Here is a 21,495-nt window from a genome sequence, read left to right on the forward strand (position 1 = left end):
GTTGACCGAGGGTAAGGAGTCCTTCCCTGCATGAAAGCGGGCTCGACCGCATAGGCTCCGCGTTATGAGCAAGTTCGTCGATACGTTGCGCGCCACCGGGACCGGTGGTCGTGGCAAGGGGTTCATCACCGGCGAGCCGCACGCACCGCTGCGCCGGACGTGGGCCGAGGTGCACGTGACCGCGACCGAGTTGGCCGGCGGCCTGGTGGCGGGCGGCCTGCGTCCGGGCACCGCGGTCGCCGTGCTGGCCGCCGATCCGGCGGTGATCGCGCCGGCCGTGCAGGCGGTGTGGCTGGCCGGCGGCAGCGTGACCATGCTGCACCAGCCGACCCCGCGCACCGACCTCGGCGAATGGGCCCAGGACACCCTGCAGGTCCTCGGCATGATCGAGGCGGGCCTCGTCCTGCTGGGCAGCCCCTTCGACGCGCTGTCCGGCGTGCTGGACGAGCACGGGATCACCTACCGCAAGCTGACCGACCTGGCCGGCGAGGCGCTGACCGAGCCCGTGCCCGTCGACGAGGACGCGACCGCGCTGCTCCAGCTGACCAGCGGCTCGACGGCCGACCCCAAGGCGGTGCGGATCACGCACCGGAACCTGATGGCGAACATGACGGCGATGATCACCGCGTCCAAGTTCGACTTCGAGGTCGACACCATGGTGTCGTGGCTGCCGCTGTTCCACGACATGGGCATGGTCGGCTTCCTGACGCTGCCGATGACCTTCGGCATCGAACTGGTGAAGGTCAGCCCTGTGGAGTTCCTCGGCGGCCCGCTGCTGTGGTTCGACCTGATCAGCCGGTACCGCGGCACCGTCACCGCCGCGCCCAACTTCGCCTACGCCATCGCCGGCCGTCGACTGTCCTCTGTGGACGAAGAGGGCAAGTACGACCTGTCGCGGCTGCGGATCGCGCTGAACGGCGCGGAACCCATCGACGCCGCCGCGGTGAAGTCGTTCACCGACGCCGGCGCGCGCTTCGGTATGAACCCCGGATGTGTGCTCTGCGCCTACGGAATGGCCGAGACCACGCTCGGCGTCGCCTTCGCGGCCCCCGGTGACGGCATCACCATCGACACCATCGACGCCGACGAGCTGGAGGCCGGCAAGCGCGCCGTCCCTGCGACCGAAGGCAAGACCCGCGCCTTCCCGCTGCTCGGACATCCCTTGCCCGGCTTGGAAATCAAGATTGTCGACGAGAACGGTGACGCCCGGGGCGACCGTGAGGTCGGCCTGATCATGCTGCGCGGCGAGGCCGTCACCCCCGGCTATCTCACCGTCAACGGCCCGGTGTCCACACAGGACGAACACGGCTGGCTCGACACCGGCGACGAGGGCTACCTCGTCGACGGCCAGGTCGTGGTCTGCGGCCGCCGCAAGGACGTCATCATCATGGGCGGCCGCAACATCTATCCCACCGACATCGAGCGCGCCGCCACCTCCGTCGACGGCGTCCGCGCCGGCAACGCCGTGGCCGTCCGCCTCGACGCCGGCACCCGCCGCGAACGCTTCGCCGTCGCCCTGGAATCCAACCGCGCCACCGATCCCGAGGCCGTCAAGGTGATCAAGGACGAGGTCGCCGCCAAGGTCGTCGACGCCGCCGGGGTGCGCCCCTACGCCGTCATCGTGCTGCCGCCCGGCAACCTGCCCAAGACCCCCTCGGGCAAGCTCCGCCGCGCCGCCGCCGGCGAGCAGGTCGCCAAGATGCTGGCCAAGGACTGACCGAAACCGGGTGCGGGGCAAGGAAACCCCGCACCCGGTTCTGGTCACGGCGCCGCGTTCACCGGGAGGTTGACCTCGGTCAGCTCGGTCTGCGTGCCGTCCGCGAAGTTCCCCGTCAGTTGGAGCGTGAGGTTGCCCGTCAGGGTCGGGGTGAACTGCACGGTGGCGGTGCCGTCGGCGCCCGCGGGCACGGTCACCGGGCTGTCCATTTCGCTGAACCAATAGGTGTAGCTGACCACGCCCGGCACCGTCGGCGCGAACGTGAGTGTGGCGGTCACGCCGACGGTGGCGCTGCCGTCGGCGAACTGGGGACTGGACCACGTCGGCGCGTTGCTGTCGACGGTGAACGAGGTCCAGGAACGGTCGGAGTTCACGCCGTCCGCGGTCGTGCTGTACACGTACAGGTCCTCGCCGCCCGGCTGGTCGGTGAGGAGCGAAACCGTTGCGGTGCCGTCACTTTGCGCGGGCACGGTCGCCGGGTCGTGGTAGCCCCAGGTGTAGGTGAACGTCGTCGATCCGGGCAGCGTCGCGTGGAAGGTGAACTGCACCGCGGTGCCCTCCACCGCGTGGTCCACCGACTGGTCGACGGTCGGTGTGCCGGGGTCGACCGCCAAGGAGTAGAGGGTGGCATCGGTGGTGTTGCCGTTGGTGAGCCTGGCCCGCACGTTCAGGTTGAGCCTGGACGTCGGCGTCATCGTGAAGGTTCCGGTGCCGTCGGGGTTGGCCGGCACGTCGGTGTTGGGGCCGCCGTCGATCTGGTACCGGTAGCCGACGTTGCCGGTGTCGCGCGGGGTGATCGTGCAGGTCCGCGGTCGGCCGATGTAGTCGAGGGTCGGTGTGCAGACGACCTTCGGCGTGTTGTCCTGCACGGTGTACCGGTAGTCCACGGGCACCGACTTGTTGCCGGCCTTGTCGACATCGGCCACGGTCATGGTGGCCGAGCCGATGGAGCTCGGGGTGACCCGCACCGACGCGGTGCCGTCGGCGCTGGCCGCCACATAGTTCTCCGGCGTGCCGTGGAGGCCGTACAGATAGCCGACGGTCTCGGTGGAACCGTTGGGGGAGAAGACAAACGTGCCGGGCAGGCCGCTGCCGCCACTGGGACGGTCGGTCGGGTAGTCCGAAGAGGACACGATCGGCTTGGGCGGCGCGACCAGGTCGACGGTGAACTGGCAGACGTCGCTCCACGGCCCGGTCAGTCGCAGGGAGGACGCGGGGCCGCCGTCGGTGGTCCGGGCCCGCCAGGCGTAGGTCACGCCGTCGGCCAGCAGTGATTGGTCAATGATGGACTGGACCGTCGAGTTGTCGTTGGTCGGCCCTTGGCCAGTGTGCATCTGGTCCGGATGGTCCACCGGCCACCAGTCGAACTCGGTGGTCTGGAAGTCGTTGTCCGGATCGGTCTGGGTCACGCTGGGATGCGTGTACGGCTCCTTGCCCACCGGCGCCGGTGTCGAGCCGCAGGCCTTGCCGTCGACGGCGAGCTTGGACGGAGCCAGCGGCGCGTGGTCGTAGATCACGGTCAGCGTCGGGGCATGGTCGAACGTCCGCAGCAGCGACGGGTCGTTCTGCTGGTCCTCGGGCAGGCGCAGCTCGAAGGTGGCCTGTGTGGCCCCGGCGGCCAGCGCTTGCTGGATCGCCGTGGCGGCGTCCCAGGTCAGGTTGCCGGACGGGCACGCCTGGGTGTCACCGTGCGGACCGTCCAACTGGAGCTGCTCCACCGGCGGCTGGGCCCACGTGGGCGCGGTCGCGGTGGCGGTGAGCCACACCTGTTCGATACGGGCCTTGGTGCAGTCGGCGACGGAGATCTCGCGACCGGCCAGCTGCGCGGAGGCGACCGTGGCACCGGTGAACCTCGACAGGTCGAACGTGAAGTAGGCCCGATCGCTGTGTGTCGTGCCGGACGCGTCCACCTGGGCCCCGACCGGGGCGGTGCCCGCGGGGTTGGCGACCGTGGTGGTCGGCGCGGCGGAGTCGGTGTACGCCCAGGAGATGGGCGGGTTGCTGGTGCTCGGGACGGCCGCGGCCGTCCCGGCGAGCGAGGTGACCGCGAATCCCGCGGCCATGGTGGTGACGACTGCTCCCGCGAGCAGTCTGGACAAAGCTGTGGCCATGAGGCCCTTCCCCCTGACACATAGGTCCCAGCCGCCAGACGGCGACCGAATCGTGTATAGGCGGGGGAAGTGTTGGTGTTACCGGGATTCCAGCGTCACGGCGGCCTGGGTCAGGAACTCGTCCACTTCCTCCTTCGTGTACCCGCGCCGGCCGAGGCCGGTGTGGGTGAAGGCGACCGAGCGGACATCGGCGGCGGTGAGGGTGTCCTCACCGCGCAGGGTGGCCTCGATGCGGTCGAGGAAGGCGTCGACCTCGGCCTCGTCGTAGGCGTTCTTGCTGATCAAAGCCAGGCTGAACGTGACGTCGCGGACGTCGTCGGGGCTCATGGCGGCGACGCTACCCAGGGCGTCGGCGGCGCGCTCGTTGATCAGTCGCGGTGGCCGAGCCCCCGCGCGGAACGCGCGGCAAAAACTCAGTGGAAGGAGTTCTGGGCGGCTTCCAGGCCCTTGCCGATGAGGGCCTCGACGGCGTCGGCGCAGCGGTCGACGGCGAAGGGCAGTTCCTTGCGCTGAGGAGTGGAGAAGTCCTTCAGCACATAGTCGGCGGGGTCCTGGCGGCCTGACGGGCGGTCGATGCCGAAGCGGACCCGGTGGTAGTCCTTGGTGCCCAGCGACTTGGTGATGGAACGCAGCCCGTTGTGGCCGTTGTCGCCGCCGCCGAGCTTGAGGCGCAGGGTGGCGAAGGGCAGGTCGAGCTCGTCGTGCACGACGACGACGTCGGCCGGGGCGACCTTGTAGAAGCGCGCGGCGGCCACGGTGGGGCCGCCGGAGAGGTTCATGAACGAGCGAGGCTTGGCCAGCACGACCCGGCGGCCGGACAGCCGCCCCTCGACGACCTCGGCGCCGCTCTTGTGGGCCTTGAACCGGCCGCCGACGCGGGCGGCGAGCTCGTCGGCGACGAGGAAGCCGATGTTGTGCCGGTTGCCAGCGTACTGCGGACCGGGATTGCCCAGCCCGACGACAAGAACGACCTCGCTAGCGTCCACGCGAGCGCAACTCCTGCTCCAACTCGTCCAACAGGGCGTCGACGGCGGCCACCCGGTACCCCCGGCGCAGCCCGGTGGTCCCGGTGAACCGGGTGTGGAACACCTCGCCCGCGGTCATCGCGGCCCTGCCGTCCAGGGTCGCGGCGGCCCGCACGAGGAACGCCTCCACCTCGCCCGGATCGTAGCCGTGCGAGGCCTTCGGCAGCCGCACGGCCAGCAGGTCGCCGCCGGTCCGCAGCCGCGTCCCGGCCACCCGGCCCGTGCTCAGCTGCAGCCGCACCCGCTCCAGGAACGCGTCGACGTCCCGAGGGCGGTAGCCGTGCTTCCGGGAGGCGAAAACCACCTCTTTGACCTGCTCGGCGGTGAGCGTGCCCCGGCCGGTCAGCGCCTGCGCGACCTGGACCAGGAACGCGTCCACCTCGTCCACGTCGTAGCCGGGCCCCCGCTCGAACCGCACGGTCCGCACGTCGGCGGGCGTGAGGGTGGGCGGCGGCATGGGGCCGGAACGCGGGAACGGCGCCCGGCCCCCGTGGGTAGGGGGCTGGGCGCCGTCGCGGTGCTCTGCCGTGATGAGGCTCAGCTCTCGTCGGCGGCCGGCTCGGCCTCGGCCTCGGCGCCGTCCAGCTGGGCGGCGGTGGGCGCGGCGTTCACGGCGGCGACGAGCGCGTCGGCGTCGGTGATCAGCGACGTGCCGGCGGGCAGCACGATGTCGGAGGCGTTGATCCGAGTGCCGGCCTCCACGCCCGCGATCGGGACCTCGACGTGCTCGGGCAGGTTCAGGGCGTCGGCCTCGACCTGGATGGTGGAGAGCTCCTGGGTGACCAGGGTGGCCGGGGCGGCGTCGCCGACCAGCACGACCGGGACGTCGATGGTGATCTTCTCACCGCGCTGCACCAGCAGCAGGTCGACGTGCTCGATGTAGTTCTTGATCGGGTGCGTGGTGACCGTCTTGGTCAGGGCCAGCTCGCTGCCGCCGTTGACCTCGAGCGACAGGACGGCGTTGGTGCCGTGCTCACGGACCACACGGGCGAACTCCAGCGCCGGCAGGGCCAGGTGCTTCGGGTCGGAACCGTGGCCGTAGAGCACCGCGGGGATCTTGCCGGAACGACGGGTGCGGCGGGCCGCGCCCTTGCCGAACTCGGTGCGCGACTCGGCGGCGAGACGTACCTCGGACACGGTGGGGTACTCCTTGTAGCTCTCAGGATCGGGGTGGGGAAGCGGCCTGCGGCGACGGGGAGCGGCGCGGGACCATGAACAGCGCGCGGCAACCAAGCCGCCGCGTCGATCACGGAGCCACGAGGACGTACCCTCGCCGAGGCAACCAAGACAGTGTAGGGGGCCGATTCGCAGAAGACGAATCGGCCCCCTGATTTACACCTCGTTATGCGTTGCCGTCGAAGAGACTCGTCACCGAGCCGTCCTCGAACACCTGCTGAATCGCCTGCGCCAGCAGCGGGGCGATGGACAGCACGGTCAGCTTGTCGAACTGCTTCTCCTGCGGGATCGGCAGCGTGTTGGTGAGCACGATCTCGCGGGCGCTGCTGTTCTGCAGCCGCTCCACCGCGGGCCCGGACAGCACACCGTGCGTCGCGGCCACGATCACGCCCGTGGCGCCGGCGTCGACCAGCTGCTCCACGGCCTTCACGATGGTGCCGCCGGTGTCCACCATGTCGTCGATGACCACGCACATCCGGTCGCGCACCTCGCCGACGACGCGGTTGGCCACCACCTCGTTGGGCTTGAGCGGGTCACGCGTCTTGTGGATGAAGGCGATCGGGCAGCCGTCGAGCATGTCGGCCCACTTCTCCGCCAGCTTGGTGCGGCCGGAGTCGGGGGAGACGACGGTCAGCGGCTCGCTGCCGTACTTGGTGCGCACGTGCTCGGCCAGCAGGGCCATCGCCCACAGGTGGTCGACCGGCCCGTCGAAGAAGCCCTGGATCTGCGCGGTGTGCAGGTCCACGGTCATGATCCGGTCGGCGCCCGCGGTCTTGAACAGGTCGGCGATCAGCCGGGCCGAGATCGGCTCGCGGCCGCGGTGCTTCTTGTCCTGCCGCGCGTACGGATAGAACGGCATGATCACGGTGATGCGCTTGGCGCTGGCCCGCTTCAGGGCGTCCACCATGATCAGCTGCTCCATCACCCACTGGTTGATGGGCGCGCTGTGGCTCTGCACGACGAAGGCGTCGCAGCCTCGCACCGACTCCTCGAACCGGACGAAGATCTCGCCGTTCGCGAACTCGTACGCCGACTGCGGCACGACCGAGACGTCGAGGTACTTCGCGACCTCCTCGGCGAGCTCCGGGTAGGCGCGGCCGCTGAAGAGCATCAGGCTCTTCTTCGGAGTTCCGGAGATGGAGGCCACGGTCACTGCTCCTTCGGGTCGGGTGTCTCGTCACCGTCCTGCTGGGCGGCGAGTGCCTTGGTGGCGGCCTCGGCCGCCGGGGTGCCTTCGCGACGTCGGGTGACCCAGCCCTCGACGTTGCGCTGTTGCGCCCGTGCCACCGCGAGCGCGCCGGGCGGCACGTCGCGGGTGATGACCGAGCCGGCCGCGGTGTACGCGCCGTCCCCGACGGTCACGGGGGCAATGAACATGGTGTCCGATCCGGTGCGCGCGTGCGAACCGATCACGGTCCGGTGCTTGCGCACGCCGTCGTAGTTGACGAAGACGGACGCGGCGCCGATGTTGCTCTGCTCGCCGATGGTGGCGTCGCCCACGTAGGTCAGGTGCGGCACCTTGCTGCCGTCGCCGATCTCGGAGTTCTTCACCTCGACGAATGTGCCGATCTTGCCGGCGGTGCCGAGCTTGGCGCCCGGCCGCAGGTAGGCGAAGGGGCCCACGCTGGCCCGCTCGCCGATCTCGGAGTCCGTGCCGTGCGTGCGGATGACCTTGGCCCCCGGGCCGACCACGCAGTTGCTCAGCGTGGTGTCCGGGCCGATGACCGCGCCCTCGTACACCGCGGTGCCGGCCCGCAGCTGCACGTTGGGCTCGATGAGCACGTCGCGGGCCAGCGCGACGTCGGCGTCCAGCCAGACGCTGGACGGGTCGATCATCGTGACGCCGGCTCGCATCCAGTTCTCGACCAGCCGCCGGTTGAACTCGGCGCCCAGCCGGGCCAGCTGCACCCGGTCGTTGACCCCCTCGACCAGCCACTCGTCGGCGCAGATCAGGGCGCCGACCGGCCGGCCGTCGCCGCGGGCGATGGCCAGCACGTCGGTCAGGTACTGCTCGCCCTGCGCGTTGTCGGTGGTCAGCCGGGACAGCCCGTCCCGCAGCACCGCGGTGTCGAAGACGTAGATGCCGGAGTTGATCTCGGTGATGGCCGCCTGCTCGGGCGTGGCGTCCTTCTGCTCGACGATCGAGAGGACCTGGCCGTCGGCGTCGCGCACGATGCGGCCGTAGCCGTGCGGTTCGGGCACGACGGCGGTGAGCACCGTCACCGCGTTGCCGGCCGAGTGGTGCTCGGCCAGCAGCTGGGCCAGCGTGTCGCCGTCCAGCAGCGGCACGTCGCCGTAGGTGACGACGGTGGTGCCGGTCTCCACCTCGGGCAGGGCGGCCAGCGCGCAGCCCACGGCGTGCCCGGTGCCGCGCTGTTCCTCCTGCACCGCAACGGTGATCTTGCGGTCGATGTCGCCGGACAGCGCGTCCAGGTGCTCGGCGACGGCCTGCCGGCCGTGCCCGACGACCACGACGAGGTGGTCGGGATCCACGCCGATGGCGGCCCGCACGGCGTGTTCGACGAGTGCGCGGCCGGCGATCCGGTGCAGCACCTTCGGTGTCGCCGAGCGCATCCGGGTTCCCTCACCCGCCGCGAGCACGATGGTGCTGACCTGTCCGCCCTGAGGCATGGACCTGCTCCCTAGGAGTCGACGCCTTGGATGACGACGATCCTACGGTGCGCCCTCCACTGCCACGGCCGAGCGGCTGTTGGCCTCACTCACAGTGTCCCCGGCCACGGCCGCGACACCGTTGCCGCCGCCGCGCTTGGCCAGATACATCGCGGCGTCGGCCCGGGCCAGCGCCTGCGCGGCGCTCTCCTGCGGACGCAGCGAGATGACGCCGATCGACAGCGTCACACCGCGGGACAGGTCCATGGGCAGCCGGGCCACGGCGTCCACGGCCCGGCCCAACGCCGCCTCGGCCGCGCTCAGCGGGGCCCCGGGCAGCAGCACGACGAACTCGTCGCCGCCGTAGCGGGCCACCATGTCGTCGCCGCGGACGGCGCTGCGCAGCGTGCTGGCGACCACCCGCAGCACGTCGTCGCCCTCGGCGTGCGAGGCACGGTCGTTCACGCCCTTGAAGCCGTCCAGGTCGACCAGGGCGACGGCCAGCGGCTGCTCGCCGGGCTGGGCGACCAGGGCCTCCAGGCGGTCGTCGAGGGCGCGGCGGTTGGGCAGGCCGGTCAGCGGGTCCTGCAGCGCCTGCTGCGAGATGGCGCCGTGCTCACGGGACAGGCGCTCGTGCTCGCGGCGGGTCTGCAGGCTGGTGACCTTGGACTCGCCCATCTGCCACATCTCGTGCTCGAGCTCGGTGGCGTACTGCTCAAGGGCGTTGGCGCCGATCTCGGTCTGCTCCGAGCCCGACAGGCGGGCGAACTCCCGCATCAGGCACAGCCGCAGCGTGTTCTCGGTGGTGTCGTTGAGCAGCCGGTCGGCCGCGTTGGCCAGCACGTGGATCGCCTCGGAGAAGCGGTCCTCGCGTTCGAGGCAGCGGGCGAAGGCGATGGACACCATGATCAGTTCACGGGGCGAGGCCGCCCGGTCGGTCAGCGCCTGCAGCCGGTCGATGTGCTCGGCGCCGGGCCGGGCCAGCGCGTGCGCGGCCCCGACCACGGGCAGCTGGTCGGCCGCCGGGGCCTCGGACAGCCGGGTCGGCTGCGAGTTGCGCCAGGGCACCTCGGCCGCGGCGGCGATGGCCGAGGCCGTGAGGAACTTCTCCGCCGCCTTGTCGTACTGGCCGACCCGCTCCAGCCGCAGGCCCCAGCCCAGCAGCAGTCGGGTCTGGTTGATCATGTGCTCGGCGATCTCGTACGGTCCGCCGTCGCCGCGGATGGCCGTGCCGGCCCGGTTGAACACGCCGGCCGCGATCTCGTACACGCCGAGCTGGCTCAGCAGCTGGCCGATGTCGACCAGCACGCCCGACAGCAGACGGGTCCACGACCGGACGCCGATCAGGGTGTCCGGGGTGAGGTCCTCGTCCAGGATGGCCAGCGCGCGGGCGGCCGAGGTGAGCGCCTCGTCCTCGTAACCGCCGAGGAAGAACCGACGTCCGCGCAGGGCGTGCGCACCCGCCTCCATCACGGTCAGGCCGTGCCGGCGGGTGTGCGCGATCATCTCGTCGAGCAGGGGATCGGTCTCGTTGGGCGAGTGCGCCCCGGACAACCGCACCAGGCAGCTGGTCCGCAGGACCTGGGCGACCATGCGCGGCTCGCCGCGGCGCTGCGCCTCGGCCAGCAGGCGGTCGGCCTCGGCCACCGCCGTGTCCGAGGTGCCCTCGACGTCGCCGCCCGAGGACATCGCCAGCTCGCGGGCGCGCCCGACCAACCAGGCGTCCGACATCTCGGCCAGCGCCGGGGCGCTGTCCTCGTGCTGTGCGACCGTGTCCTCGTGCAGCTTCGACTCCTTCTCGGTTGCTCCGCTGCCAGGATTCGAACCTGAACCATTGGAACCAAAATCCAAGGTGCTGCCGTTACACCACAGCGGACCGGGGCAGTGCTTGCCCCCATGTTGTCATGTCTCACCTAGTCAGGTCAGGGCGACCACCCAAGAAGTCCCTGAGATGACGCTCGTAGCCGTCCGGGTCCACGTTCCAGGCCGCGGTGTGCTCCGCCTTGGGCACTTCGACGTACGTGATGGACCAGCCCAGGCCGCCCGCGGCGGCGGCCAGGTCGCGTGAGGCCTGCACAGGAACGGTCGTGTCCAGCGAGCCGTGGAACAGCAGCGTCGGCGGCTTGTGCGCGGGCGGCGAGTCGATCAGCTCCATGCGGCCGAAGTCGATGCCGCTGCGCCAGCCCGACACCAGTTCCGCGTCCCACGTCAGCAGGCCGGTCAGCGGCAGGCCGCGGTCCTGCGCCTGCAGCACCAGCGTCTTTCCCCAGCTCACGGCCGGTGCGTCCAGCACGACGGAGTCGACCTCGCCGGCCAGCGGCGACTGCGTCATCAGCTGCTCGACGATCGCGCCGCCCATCGACCAGCCGTAGAGCACGAAGCGCTTGGCGCCGTGGGCCGAGCCGTACTTCATGGCCGACTCCACGTCCCGCCACTCGGAATCGCCCAGGTGGAAGAAGCCGTCGGGGGACGGGGGCGCGCCGGCGTCGTTGCGATACGTGACGGACAGCACGGTCAGGCCCAGCTTGTGCAACGGCGGGATGGCCCGCAGCGTCTCCTCACGGGTGCCGCCGCGGCCGTGGACGGCGATCACCCAGGTGTCGTTGCCGGGGACCAGCCAGGCCGGCATCGGCCCCAGTTCGGTTTGAACGTCGACGTTCTGGAAATCCTGGACCAGGGCGGATTTCGGGTCGCCCGGCCATATCTGCGGGTTGAGCCGGACATGCGTGCCGGCCGGCGGCGCCTGGCCCTTGAGGAGCCGGCGCTCAACCTTGTTGTCATGGTCGCTGAGCACCTCGCCGACCTGGGCGTAGCCGCCGTCCCAGAGCAACGCCCACTGCCCGGCGTCTGTGGTGTCGCTCGCTTTTTGCAGTGCGACGGAACCCACACCGTTCACAGACGTTGGGCCGAGTGACACGTCCGGATAGCCGGGTCGTGCCTGCGCCGGATCGAGCAGCTGGCCGCTGTAGAACCAGCCGATCCCCGCTAGCGCGAGCACGGCGACGACCAGCACGATCGGCACGGTGACGAGGGTGATCCGGAGGGCCCTGTGGCGGCGAAGACCTTGTGTGGACACGGAGAAGTCAACCGCCTGTCGATCCTGTGAAGATGCCTACAACGTCCATGTGCGGGCTGGTATTCCCGGCCAACACAACCTACGCTTGCGTAAGTTACGGTGCCGTAGGCGAGGTTCGCCTAAGTCAACCAAATTAATCTGACCGCGAGGTGTCACGGTATGACCACAGCCCTGGAGAAGCCAAGGGAAGCGGCCGGCGGGGGGCCGAAGCCGATGTTCGAAGGCCAGAGTGGCGGACTCGAACAGGCCCTCATCTACATCTTCACCATCGTGCCGTTCGTCGCGTTGGTCGCCGCCGTTCCCCTGGCCTGGGGCTGGGGTTTGACCTGGATCGACATCGCGCTCGCCGCGGTGTTCTTCTGCATCAGCGGCATGGGCGTCACGGTGGGCTACCACCGCTACTTCACGCACGGCTCCTTCAAGGCCAAGCGCGGCCTGCGCGTCGGCCTGGCCATCGCCGGCAGCATGTCGCTGCAGGGCTCCGTGATCAAGTGGGTCGCCGACCACCGGCGCCACCACGCCTTCTCCGACCGTGAGGGCGACCCGCACTCGCCGTGGCTGTTCGGCACCGGTCCGATCGCCCTGGCCCGTGGCTTCTGGCACGCGCACATGGGCTGGCTCTACGAGCGCGACCTCACCAACCGCGACCGCTTCGCCCCCGACCTCGTCGCCGACGACGACCTCCAGCGGGTCGACAAGCTGTTCCCCGTGTGGACCGTTGTCAGCCTGCTCGCGCCGGCCGCGCTCGGCGGCCTCATCAGCTGGTCCTGGTGGGGCGCGCTGACCGCCTTCTTCTGGGCCGGCCTGGTCCGGGTGGCCGTGCTGCACCACGTCACGTGGTCGGTCAACTCCATCTGCCACATGATCGGCGAGCGGCCCTTCGCCGCCCGTGACAAGTCGGCCAACTTCTGGCCGCTGGCGATCCTGTCCTTCGGCGAGTCGTGGCACAACCTGCACCACGCCGACCCCACCTCCGCCCGTCACGGCGTGCAGCGCGGTCAGATCGACATCTCCGCCCGCACCATCTGGCTGTTCGAGAAGCTCGGCTGGGCCTGGAACGTGCGCTGGCCGAGCCCCCAGCGCCTGGCCAGGATCAGCGCTGCCGACTAGGTGACATATCGTGGCTGGCCATGGCCGCCCGCCGCAGGACACGTGACAGCAGGGGCGACGCGAGCGGCGTCGCCCCTGTGACCCGTGTGCGGATGACCGGCAAGGAGCGCCGGCAGCAGCTGCTCGACGTGGCCCGCGAGCTCTTCGCCGAGAAGGGCTTCGACGGCACCTCCATCGAGGAGATCGCCCACCGTGCCGGCGTGTCCAAGCCCGTCGTGTACGAGCACTTCGGCGGCAAGGAAGGCGTCTACGCCGTCGTCGTCGACCGGGAGATGCAGTACCTGCTCGACTCCGTCGTCGCCGTCCTCGGCGACGGCGACGGCCACCCCCGCGAGCTCCTCGAACGCGCCGCCCGAGCCCTCCTCAACTACATCGAGGGCTCCAGCGACGGCTTCCGTATCATGGTCCGCGACTCCCCCGTCGCCAGCGCCACCGGCACCTTCTCCAGCCTCCTCAACGACATCGCCTCCCAGGTCGAGCACATCCTGGGCCTGCACTTCGACGCCCGCGGCTACGACCCCAAGCTCGCCGGCCTCTACGCCCAGGCCCTGGTCGGCATGGTCGCGTTGACCGGCCAGTGGTGGCTGGAGGTCCGCAAGCCCAAGAAGGACGAGGTCGCCGCGCATCTGGTCAACCTGGCGTGGAACGGACTGTCCCACCTGGAAGGCAAGCCCCGGTTGCGGTCTCGGTAGACGGTCCCTTCACTCCCGTTCGATCTGGAGCCCCTCTGGGCCGTGGTTGGGCATCGACGGTGGCACTCAATCGGGTTTCGAGCTGACCAGAACACGATCGTCGGATTCGTGGACCGAGAGGTCATCTCGTTCACGGAGCCGATCGGCCAACTGTTTCCTGTTGGTCCTCTTCGTGAAGAAAATAAAATGAAGAGGAAATGGTGGGCGATCTCGAGGTAGATCGTCGGCATCCAGTGAGAGATTTGCCCTGTCGGCGGCCTCGCAGAGCAGGGCGATGAAGAGCGGGAAGAAGTCGGTGTCCACCACCGGGTCGGCGTCCTCGACGACGACCGCGACGGGTAGTTGACCGTGTCCACTGCTGTGCAGGTCGTCAAGGCAATCCACAAGTGCATACCAGTTGTGGCCGAAGTATGGCGGGAACTCGAGCTTGTCCGCAAATTCGGCGAACAGGCCGGAAGTATCGGTCATCATCGCCGAGTCCAGAGGCTTGACGACTCCACTGGTCGCAATCGCTGCGAGAAGCTCGCGTGCCACAAGGTCGTCGTCCTGCGTGACCACGACCCATGGCTCGACGGGCGACGTGAGGGTGAACGGTTGACCGGGTGGCGTGGTCGCGTTGGTCACTACATTTCCCCGACGTAGTAGAAGGTGCCGTAGTGGTCGCTAGTGTAGTAGACGGAGCCGGATCCGGACTTCGGTGTCAGAAGTCGTTCCGGACCGCGAATGGGCCTGCCGCACACTGAGCAGTTGGGCAGGTCGTCGATTGCGTTGACGTCCCACTCCCGGTACTTGCCGGTCGGTAGCTGATCCAGCTTGTTGGCCCAGACCGAGTTGCCTTCATACCCCGGCACCTTTCCGATGCCGCCAGCCCTGCTCTTCACCATGTCCAGCATGTCGGTCGCCTTGGCTGGGGCGGGGCCGGCCACTATTCCCGGGCCGTTTTCTGGGCTGCCGGATTCCCCGCCGTGAATGCCGCACAGCGGGCCTTCGTTGTGCACGAGCACTGGCGTCCGGCCGGCCTCAACGTAGTACGTGTGGAGGCCGTCAACAGTCAGGTTGAAAGTCCGGATGCTGGAGGTGAACTCCCAACTGGACACGACGGTTGCAGTGGCGTTGCCGTCGGTGTCGAGTTGGTCGCCGGGCTTGAGGTCGGCCGCCGCCGTCCAGATGTGTTTGGTGCTGTCCCAGAACAGGTGGTGCGCGGTGACCGTGATGGTCTTCGGACCGCTCGCCGTCCCCACCGACAGGCTGGTGAAGTCCCGGTCGGTGTCGGTCACGTGGAGGGCGGTCACCGCGTGCTGCTGAGATGTAGTGCTTTCGGGATCGGCGTTGGTGATCTTGTCGCCGACCTTGACGTCTTGGATGGGTTTCGTGGTGCCGTCGGCCATGAGCACGCCGGTGCCGGCGGCGAAGCTGTTGCAGCCGCCAAGGCTCTCCTCGAAGGCCTCGCCGGTCTCCGCGGCCTCCGATTCCGTGGCGGCGATGGCCAGGCCCTCCTCGGCCTCGGCCGCGACGCCTCCGATCGCGGCGGCGGCCGCACCGACCAGTGCCTCGGCGAGGGGGCCGACGACGGCGGAGAGGGCGAGGCCGAGCAGCAGGGTCAGGGTCTCCTTCCAGCTGGGCACGTAGAGCAGCCCGGACTTCTGGGCGGCGCCGCAGAAGTCGGAGTTGGCCTCGTTGATCCCGCTGGAGCACTGGGCGTTGGCCCAGTCCTGGATGGCCCGCCCGTACTCGCCGTCCTTGTAGGTGACACCGTTGAGCATCTGCTTCTTGAGGGTGTCGAACGTGGGTATCCGGTAGCCGGCGAAGTAGGGCTGCTTGTTGATGTCGGTGTTCTGTCCGCTGAGGAAGCGGCCGAGGTCGGCGAGGCCCCGGTTGGAGACGTCGCCGGACTCGCAGCCGTCGCAGAAGTGGGTCGTTGGCGCGGTGTTGCCGCAGACGGGGTTCGAGACAGAGCAGCCGGGCCCGTGGTTGTCGCCGCTGCCGGCGTACTCGCAGCCGTCGCAGAACAGGCCGGACGGGTCGCTGCCGGTGATGGGGTCGTTGCCGGCGTAGTCGTAGCCGTTCATCTGGTTGGGGCTGTTGTCCTCGAACACCGGGTCGGCGGAGAGGAAGCGGCCGTTTGCGGGGTTGTACTCCCGGGCCCCGAGGTTGACGAGCTGGGTGGTGGGGTCGGGGGTGCCGCCGACGTAGCCCTTGTCGCCGGGCCACGCGGCGGGCGGGGTGCCGCGGGTGCCGCCGAAGGGGGTGAACTGCCGACGGGTGACGGTGTCGCTGCCGGCGTCGATGGTGAGCTGGTCGGTGCCCTGTCGGTCGGGCACGAGGATCTGGGGATTGGTTTTGAGGGTGGTCCGCACGGCGACGGTGGTGCCGCCGATGGCGTAGTAGCGGCTGGCGGAGACGCCGTTGGTGGTGGTGTCGAGCACCAACTGCTCGTCGCCGACGAAGATGGTGGTCTTGCCGGGATCGCGCCGCACGACCAGATTCCCGGAGGCGTCGTAGACGTAGGAAGAGCCGCCGGTGCTGGTGGTGTCGGTGGCGAGCTGACCGAGGTTGTTCCAGGTCAGGCTCTGGTCACCGGTGGCGCCGCCGTGGATGGCGGTGGTGTTGCCGGCCGTGTCGTAGCTGTACGACGCGGTGTTGGCGGCGGCGCTCGGACCGGTGGACGTGGTGTTCGACAGGGTGTGCGGCTGAGAGCTGCCGGAGCCGGGGGTCGGGTAGTTGTAGACGGTCCGGGTGTCCTTGGTGACATCACCGGTGACGTCGCGGTCGACCTGGCTGGCTCGGTTGCCGGCGGCGTCGTAGGTCCACGACTGCCAGTAGGCGTTCGGACCGCCGACGGTGGCACCGGACGGCGAGTTGGCGCAGTTGTCGGTGGCGGACCACGCGCCGGCGAGCCGAGTGGCGTAGTCGTAGGCGTAGCACTGGGTGTCGGTGACGGCGCCACCATTCTGTTTGTCCACAGTGGACGTGACCAGACCCGCGCCCTTGGAGACACCGGGTCCGTTGTAGCGGTAGCCGGTGTCGTCGATCAGATTGGTCTTGACCTGGTCAGCGGTCTGCACGTCGGTCAGCGCGTGGGTCTGGTCGTCGTAGGAGTTGGTGACCCAGGCGTTGCCGGTGCCGGTGGGCAGCGTGTACTGCACCGGCTCGCCGTACTCCGAGTACCCGAGGGCCTGCACGTAGGGCCAGGACGGGATGCCGGAAGTGACCGGAATGGTGCCGGCCAACGAGGTCGGCTCGCCGAAGTTGTCGTAGCCGGTGCCGATGTCCTCGCGCGGCAGACCGTCGACCGCGGAGTCGTTCTGGTCGGTCTGGTAGCCGGTGAGGCTGTACATGAACCCGGTGGTAATGCCGGCCGCCGGGAAGACGGTGGTGCCTTCACCGGTCAGCGTGGCCTTGACGGACGACGGCACGCCCATGGCGTTGTAGCCCACCACGGTCTGCGTGTAGGTGTCGCCACCCGAAATGGACGTGGTGGTGGTCGGATAGCCCGTCTTGACGGAGTCGTACGTCCACGCGGCGGTCTTGTTGCTCGTCGAGAGCGTCTGCGTGGTTGTCGTGTCGTAACGAGCGGTCTTGCGGCCGTCGGGGTCGTAGGTGAACGTGCTCTGCTTGCCGCGGGAGTCGGTCGTGGTGATCAGCTGACCGGCGTTGTCGTAGGTGCTGGTGGCCGCCCCGGTGTCGGGGTCGTTGGAGGATGTCTGCTGCCCCAACAGGTTGTACTGGTACGACCAGGTGTTGCCGGCGGCGTCGACGACGGTGTGCTTCTTACCGTTGGGGTAGTACGTGTACTTGGTGTCGTCGTATGCCGAAGCCGGGTTGTTGATCGGATCCGGCGTCACGCCCTGGTGGTAGACGAGGTAGTCGGTGGTGCGGCCGAGAGCGTCGACCATCGTCGTGTTCGGGGGCGCGCCGGCCGGCGGCGTGGTGGTGACGAAGTTGCCGCCGTACTGGTAACTAGTGCTCCACGTGGCATTGCCCAGCGCGGAGGCGGTCTCGGTGATCTTGCGACCGGTCGCGTCGTAGGCGATGCCAACGGCGGATGGCACCTGTCCCGGTTGCGCCTGCACGTAGGTGGCGCTGACCGGATCCGAGTTGAAGTACGGGTTGTTGGTCTGGGACACCCAGCCATCGGTGTTGTAGACGGTGTCGGAGATCAGGCGGCCATTGTCCGGCGTCTGGGTCTGTGTCTCCCGTGCCCGCAGCAGGGAGTCGTACAGTGTCTCGGAAACCCGGTAGCTGCCGTCGTAGTTCAGGGTGTAGGTGTCCACAACGGACGGTTTATCGTTGGCGACGGTGTAGCTGTACTTCAGCGACAGCCCGTTGATGCCGGGCTTCTGCACGGCGATGAGCCGACCGAGCGCGTCGTACTGGGTGCTTGTGGTGTAGCCGGCCGGGTCGGTCAACGAGATGGCCAGGTCGCGCACGACGTCGTACGTGGTCTTGGTGGTGAAGTTCTTCGGGTCGGTGACGGCGATGGACGTCGGCTGCGCGCCGGTCGCCGGCGTGTACGCGGTGGACGTCTTCCGCGTGTCCGGGTCGGTCTTCGCCGTGGTGCGACCGTACTGGTCCACCGTGATCGTCGAGGTGGTGATGTAGTTCGGCGTCGTCCCGGTGTAGGAGGAAGCCAGCTGCGTCATCGTGGTGTCACCGACGGTTGGTGCGGCGCCGAGCGTGCTGGAGCCGTCGTAGAAGGTGAGCCCGTCGGTGACGACATCGTCGGGAATCGTTGCCGTGGTTGAGCATTTGACCGAGACGGACTTGACCTCGGCGGCCTTGTTCAGGATCCACGCCGTCGCGTTGTCGGCGTAGGTGGTGGTGGTGCACATGTCGTCGGTGTTGACCGACACGTCACCGAGGTCGTTGACCTTGGCGATCCGCCCTCGGGCGTCGAAGGTGTTGTCCGACTCGGTCACCCTGGTCGTGCCGCCGGCCAGCGGCGTGTACGTCTTGGTGTCCGCCGAGCCGGTGAGGAACGCCTGCTGCGCGGGCAGTCCGGTCAGCGCGTGCGTAGCGGTGGCGTCGCTGGACCACGGGTCGGTGACGGTGTCGGAGACGACGTCGGTCCCGTTGAAGATGGTCTTCTCGTACGTCATGCCGGCGTACTGCGCCTTGTCGGTGACGCCCGGGTCGCCGCGGGAGTCGCTCACCGCCGCGGCGCGGGTGCCGCTGGGCAGGGTGTCCCCGTCCATACCGCGGAAGTAGGTGTACAGGGTCTTGGCGATCGGGTCCGGCGCGGTGCCGGTCGTCACGATCATGCCCTGATAGCCGCGCCACTGGTCCCACGTGCGGTGGTCGGCCGGTGTGAGCGGATTGTCGTTGTGGTGCCAGGCCGGCCTGCCGACCGGGGTGTACGTGGTGACGATGGTGTCATTGGCCGCGCCGCCGGTCGGGTCGGCCTCGGTGACGCCGGTGACGATGTACTTGTTGAACCAGTCCAGTATCGGGTTGGTGACCCCGAGCGGTGTCCAGTAGCCGGGATAGCAGAGCTTGGTGTTCTGCGACGGATCGGTCGGGGTGCCGGTGCCGCACGCGGGCGAGCTGTACCCGATGGTGATCGTCTCGCCGGTCTCGGTGGTGATGGTGTGCATGCGCTGCCGGGTGATCGGCGCGTAGCCGGCGGCGAGGTCTACCCGGTTGGACAGCGGCGTGCCGGTGAAGGTGACCGCCGGCAGGTCGATCGGCGCCGTGCTGCCGGAGGTCGTGTCCTGGCCGGTGTGCGTGATGGACGACAGCCACAGCGCCGGCTGGGTGGAGTCGCCGGTGGCCGGGAAGGAGTGCGTCAGCGACCACTTGTCCACATTCGTCTCGGTGGTGCCGACGAGAACCTGGGTCTGGATCGACTGCAGCGTGTACTCGGACCAGAACGACGGGCTCTGCGCCTGGCAGGCGGCCTGCGATGCGCAGTTGAGGTCGTACGGCACGTCCGGCCAGTCCGCGGCGGTGCTGGTGCTGAGCGTGCCGGGGTCGCAGCTGTCGAGCTTGCAGCGGCCGGTCGAAGTGAAGATCACCTGGGCGGCCGGCTGGGTGCTGTAGACCTGGCCGTCGCGCTGGCCGTACTGGATCCGCGCCAGGTAGCTGCCGCGGTCGTAGCCGGCTGTGGCGTTGGCGCCCTTGTCGGCGGCGTAGGAGTTCGTCTCCTTGTTGTAGAAGTAGGAGACGACGTCGTTGTGGGTGTCCTTGACGTAATCCAGGTTCCACCGGTACGCCTGCTGGCAGTGCGACAGCGAGAAGTCCGCGTTGTAGCAGCCCTGCGGGGTGGACTTGGTGAAGTAGACGGGCTCGGTCAGCACGGAGTTCGTCGTCGGCTTGGTCGAGTCCCACCCGGGCAGCTGGTTGAGCCCGAAGAAGTACTGGGTGCCGTCGGTCGTCGTGACGACGAAGTGCTCGCCGTTCTGCGCGCCGTTGGCGATGCCGTCGGCCACGTATTGCACGCGCGCGCCGGAGTCGGACTGCGGGTGGTACTCGCCCGTGCTGTCGTCCTTGATCAGGGTGCTGCTGGAGCCGGCCAGCGACAGCGTCAACGAGTTGTTGTCCGACCAGCAGCTGTCGCCGGTCTTGGTGGCGCCGGCGGGGTTCTCATGGCAGGACTGGTAGGACCGCTCGATGTAGCCGGGGGAGTAGTCCCAGCCGTCGCCGATCCAGGACGGCTGGTTGTTGGTGGACGAGATCAGCCCGTCCACACCCTGGGAGTTGTAGGACAGCCCGATGCTGGGCTGCAATCCGCCGGGCACCGCGGGTACCGGGATCGGGTACGACCAGGTGAACGCGTCGGTGGAGCCACCCGCCTGCCATGAGCCGGAGGGCTTCAGCGAGGTCGCCGAGTAGTCGCCGCCGCCGTCGCCGGAGTTACCGGCCTCGGCGGCAAAAACCATCGCCGGGGCGGCGGCGGTCCGTTCGGCAGCGCGTGTGGCGGGCCGGGCGGTGGACGACAGCGCGACATCGGCCGACACGGTGCCGGACTTGGTGTCGTTGCTGGACCGCACGGGCGTCTGGCCGCGGCATTCGGCCTTGTCCGGAGTGCTCAGCGCGCAGGAGGGCAGCTCGACCAGGTGCAGTCGTGAGCCCCAGTCACCGCCGAACGCGTCTCGAAAAGGGGTGTAGTCCAGGCTGATTCGAACCGGGCTGGTCGCGGTGTCGTTGTCCGTGCGCTGCACGGAGAACACGACGCCGTGCACACCGGCGGCGGTGGCCGTGGCCTGTGGCGCGACGGTGACGTGGGCAGCCGGCTGCTGGGCGGCGGTGCGCGCCAGTTTCATCGGGAGGTTGCCGGCCTTGACCGGCGTGCTCGTGGTGAGCGCGACGTCGGCGGCGCCGGACGGCCAGCTGGTGGTGGTCGGCTGCCAAGCCGGCATCGTCGGAGGCTTCTGGTAGTGGCTCGAGACCGTACTGACCGGGATCGATCTGTCTTGGCTGATCTCGGGCGCGGATCTGGCCCCGGTGGGCGTGGCGGCGGCGATTCCGGGCACGAGGCCGACCACGAGCACGGCGGCCAGCCCGGCGATGGCAATCCGCATGCGACGCGCAGACTTCAACAACACCACAGTGCCCTCCCCCTGCACCTGGCTGGTGCGAAACAACGCGAAGCTAGCATCTGAGTCACGCCCGTGGAAGTGCTGGTGATTGGTTGATTCGGGTTATTGCCCGTCCGACGGGAAAGCGTTCTGTGACCACGCAGGAAATGTGGACAGTCGGTTGAACCGGACTATTGGGCGTAATGGCGCGAACCGCTCATCGGTACTCTCGTCAGCGACGACGCGCCATCGACCAGGCAGGTCACGGTGTTACAAGATGAGATCCATGTTAAAGGTGATCTGTGCCACATTGTGATCATGGTGTTTTGGTTAGTCAAATTTCACCTGGCTCGTGCGCGATGCTGTGCGGATCTTGATTCACGGTCGGAACAGGGGGGTTCATGCTCGGGTTCAATTCTGTCCGGAGAAAGTCGCGGCATAGGAACGCGATTTTCGCGGCA

Annotated in this window: 14 protein-coding genes and 1 tRNA gene; 3 read left to right on the forward strand and 12 right to left on the reverse strand. The window is 68.8% G+C overall.

Features of this window, described 5'->3' with window-relative positions; translation table 11 throughout:
* The first annotated feature begins 64 nt into the window (after positions 1-64).
* A complete protein-coding gene (locus tag AB0M73_RS22255; RefSeq protein ID WP_363893233.1) occupies positions 65-1,717 on the forward strand; it encodes a fatty acyl-AMP ligase in 1,653 nt (550 codons plus the stop codon).
* Between the two features lie 44 nt (positions 1,718-1,761).
* Here the strand turns inward: AB0M73_RS22255 and AB0M73_RS22260 are convergent, their stop codons facing one another.
* The 10 genes from AB0M73_RS22260 to AB0M73_RS22305 form a co-directional block, all read right to left on the reverse strand.
* Positions 1,762-3,828, reverse strand: a complete 2,067-nt coding sequence (locus tag AB0M73_RS22260; protein ID WP_363893236.1) for a hypothetical protein — start codon at positions 3,826-3,828, stop codon at positions 1,762-1,764.
* 78 nt (positions 3,829-3,906) lie between these two features.
* Complete coding sequence (locus tag AB0M73_RS22265) at positions 3,907-4,155, reverse strand: DivIVA domain-containing protein (RefSeq protein WP_363893238.1); 249 nt, start codon at positions 4,153-4,155, stop codon at positions 3,907-3,909.
* Between the two features lie 86 nt (positions 4,156-4,241).
* Positions 4,242-4,814, reverse strand: a complete 573-nt coding sequence (gene pth, locus AB0M73_RS22270; RefSeq protein ID WP_363893241.1) for an aminoacyl-tRNA hydrolase — start codon at positions 4,812-4,814, stop codon at positions 4,242-4,244.
* A complete protein-coding gene (locus AB0M73_RS22275) occupies positions 4,804-5,310 on the reverse strand; it encodes a DivIVA domain-containing protein (protein ID WP_363893244.1) in 507 nt (168 codons plus the stop codon). Before AB0M73_RS22275 ends, pth begins: the two co-directional genes overlap by 11 nt.
* Before the next feature lie 80 nt (positions 5,311-5,390).
* The gene (locus tag AB0M73_RS22280; RefSeq protein ID WP_363893246.1) at positions 5,391-5,990 is read right to left on the reverse strand and encodes a 50S ribosomal protein L25/general stress protein Ctc; all 600 of its coding nucleotides are present in this window, start codon (positions 5,988-5,990) and stop codon (positions 5,391-5,393) included.
* Positions 5,991-6,195: 205 nt separating this feature from the next.
* Entirely contained in the window at positions 6,196-7,176 is a 981-nt protein-coding gene (locus tag AB0M73_RS22285; protein ID WP_043730274.1) for a ribose-phosphate diphosphokinase, read from the reverse strand.
* 2 nt (positions 7,177-7,178) lie between these two features.
* Positions 7,179-8,660 carry a bifunctional UDP-N-acetylglucosamine diphosphorylase/glucosamine-1-phosphate N-acetyltransferase GlmU gene (gene glmU, locus AB0M73_RS22290; RefSeq protein WP_363893249.1) on the reverse strand — a complete coding sequence of 494 codons (1,482 nt, stop codon included), beginning with the start codon at positions 8,658-8,660 and terminating at the stop codon, positions 7,179-7,181.
* Positions 8,661-8,702: 42 nt separating this feature from the next.
* Complete coding sequence (locus AB0M73_RS22295; RefSeq protein ID WP_043719330.1) at positions 8,703-10,370, reverse strand: GGDEF domain-containing protein; 1,668 nt, start codon at positions 10,368-10,370, stop codon at positions 8,703-8,705.
* A 74-nt stretch (positions 10,371-10,444) separates the two neighbouring features.
* Positions 10,445-10,515: transfer RNA gene (locus AB0M73_RS22300), tRNA-Gln, on the reverse strand.
* Between the two features lie 33 nt (positions 10,516-10,548).
* The gene (locus AB0M73_RS22305; protein ID WP_363893253.1) at positions 10,549-11,661 is read right to left on the reverse strand and encodes an alpha/beta fold hydrolase; all 1,113 of its coding nucleotides are present in this window, start codon (positions 11,659-11,661) and stop codon (positions 10,549-10,551) included.
* A 213-nt stretch (positions 11,662-11,874) separates the two neighbouring features.
* Here AB0M73_RS22305 and AB0M73_RS22310 point away from each other — a divergent pair, with 213 nt between their 5' ends.
* Positions 11,875-12,825 carry an acyl-CoA desaturase gene (locus AB0M73_RS22310; protein WP_363893256.1) on the forward strand — a complete coding sequence of 317 codons (951 nt, stop codon included), beginning with the start codon at positions 11,875-11,877 and terminating at the stop codon, positions 12,823-12,825.
* Between the two features lie 92 nt (positions 12,826-12,917).
* Positions 12,918-13,517 (forward strand): TetR/AcrR family transcriptional regulator, encoded by a 600-nt coding sequence (locus AB0M73_RS22315; protein WP_363893472.1) that lies wholly within the window; start codon positions 12,918-12,920, stop codon positions 13,515-13,517.
* Positions 13,518-13,583: 66 nt separating this feature from the next.
* Here AB0M73_RS22315 and AB0M73_RS22320 read toward each other — a convergent pair whose 3' ends face one another.
* Entirely contained in the window at positions 13,584-14,141 is a 558-nt protein-coding gene (locus AB0M73_RS22320; protein ID WP_363893259.1) for a barstar family protein, read from the reverse strand.
* A complete protein-coding gene (locus tag AB0M73_RS22325; RefSeq protein WP_363893262.1) occupies positions 14,141-21,055 on the reverse strand; it encodes an RHS repeat-associated core domain-containing protein in 6,915 nt (2,304 codons plus the stop codon). The genes AB0M73_RS22320 and AB0M73_RS22325 overlap by 1 nt, the downstream gene beginning before the upstream one ends.
* Positions 21,056-21,495: the final 440 nt, after the last annotated feature.

This window comes from Kutzneria sp. NPDC051319, assembly GCF_040682195.1.
In the GTDB taxonomy this organism is placed as follows: domain Bacteria; phylum Actinomycetota; class Actinomycetes; order Mycobacteriales; family Pseudonocardiaceae; genus Kutzneria.

What these genes read in the sequence shown, in the direction of transcription:
- AB0M73_RS22255 (WP_363893233.1), top strand. Translation starts at nt 65, where the DNA reads ATGAGCAAGTTCGTCGATACGTTGCGCGCCACCGGGACCGGTGGTCGT.
- AB0M73_RS22260 (WP_363893236.1), bottom strand. Translation starts at nt 3,828, where the DNA reads ATGGCCACAGCTTTGTCCAGACTGCTCGCGGGAGCAGTCGTCACCACC.
- AB0M73_RS22265 (WP_363893238.1), bottom strand. Translation starts at nt 4,155, where the DNA reads ATGAGCCCCGACGACGTCCGCGACGTCACGTTCAGCCTGGCTTTGATC.
- AB0M73_RS22275 (WP_363893244.1), bottom strand. Translation starts at nt 5,310, where the DNA reads ATGCCGCCGCCCACCCTCACGCCCGCCGACGTGCGGACCGTGCGGTTC.
- glmU (WP_363893249.1), bottom strand. Translation starts at nt 8,660, where the DNA reads ATGCCTCAGGGCGGACAGGTCAGCACCATCGTGCTCGCGGCGGGTGAG.
- AB0M73_RS22295 (WP_043719330.1), bottom strand. Translation starts at nt 10,370, where the DNA reads ATGTCGGACGCCTGGTTGGTCGGGCGCGCCCGCGAGCTGGCGATGTCC.
- AB0M73_RS22310 (WP_363893256.1), top strand. Translation starts at nt 11,875, where the DNA reads ATGACCACAGCCCTGGAGAAGCCAAGGGAAGCGGCCGGCGGGGGGCCG.
- AB0M73_RS22315 (WP_363893472.1), top strand. Translation starts at nt 12,918, where the DNA reads ATGACCGGCAAGGAGCGCCGGCAGCAGCTGCTCGACGTGGCCCGCGAG.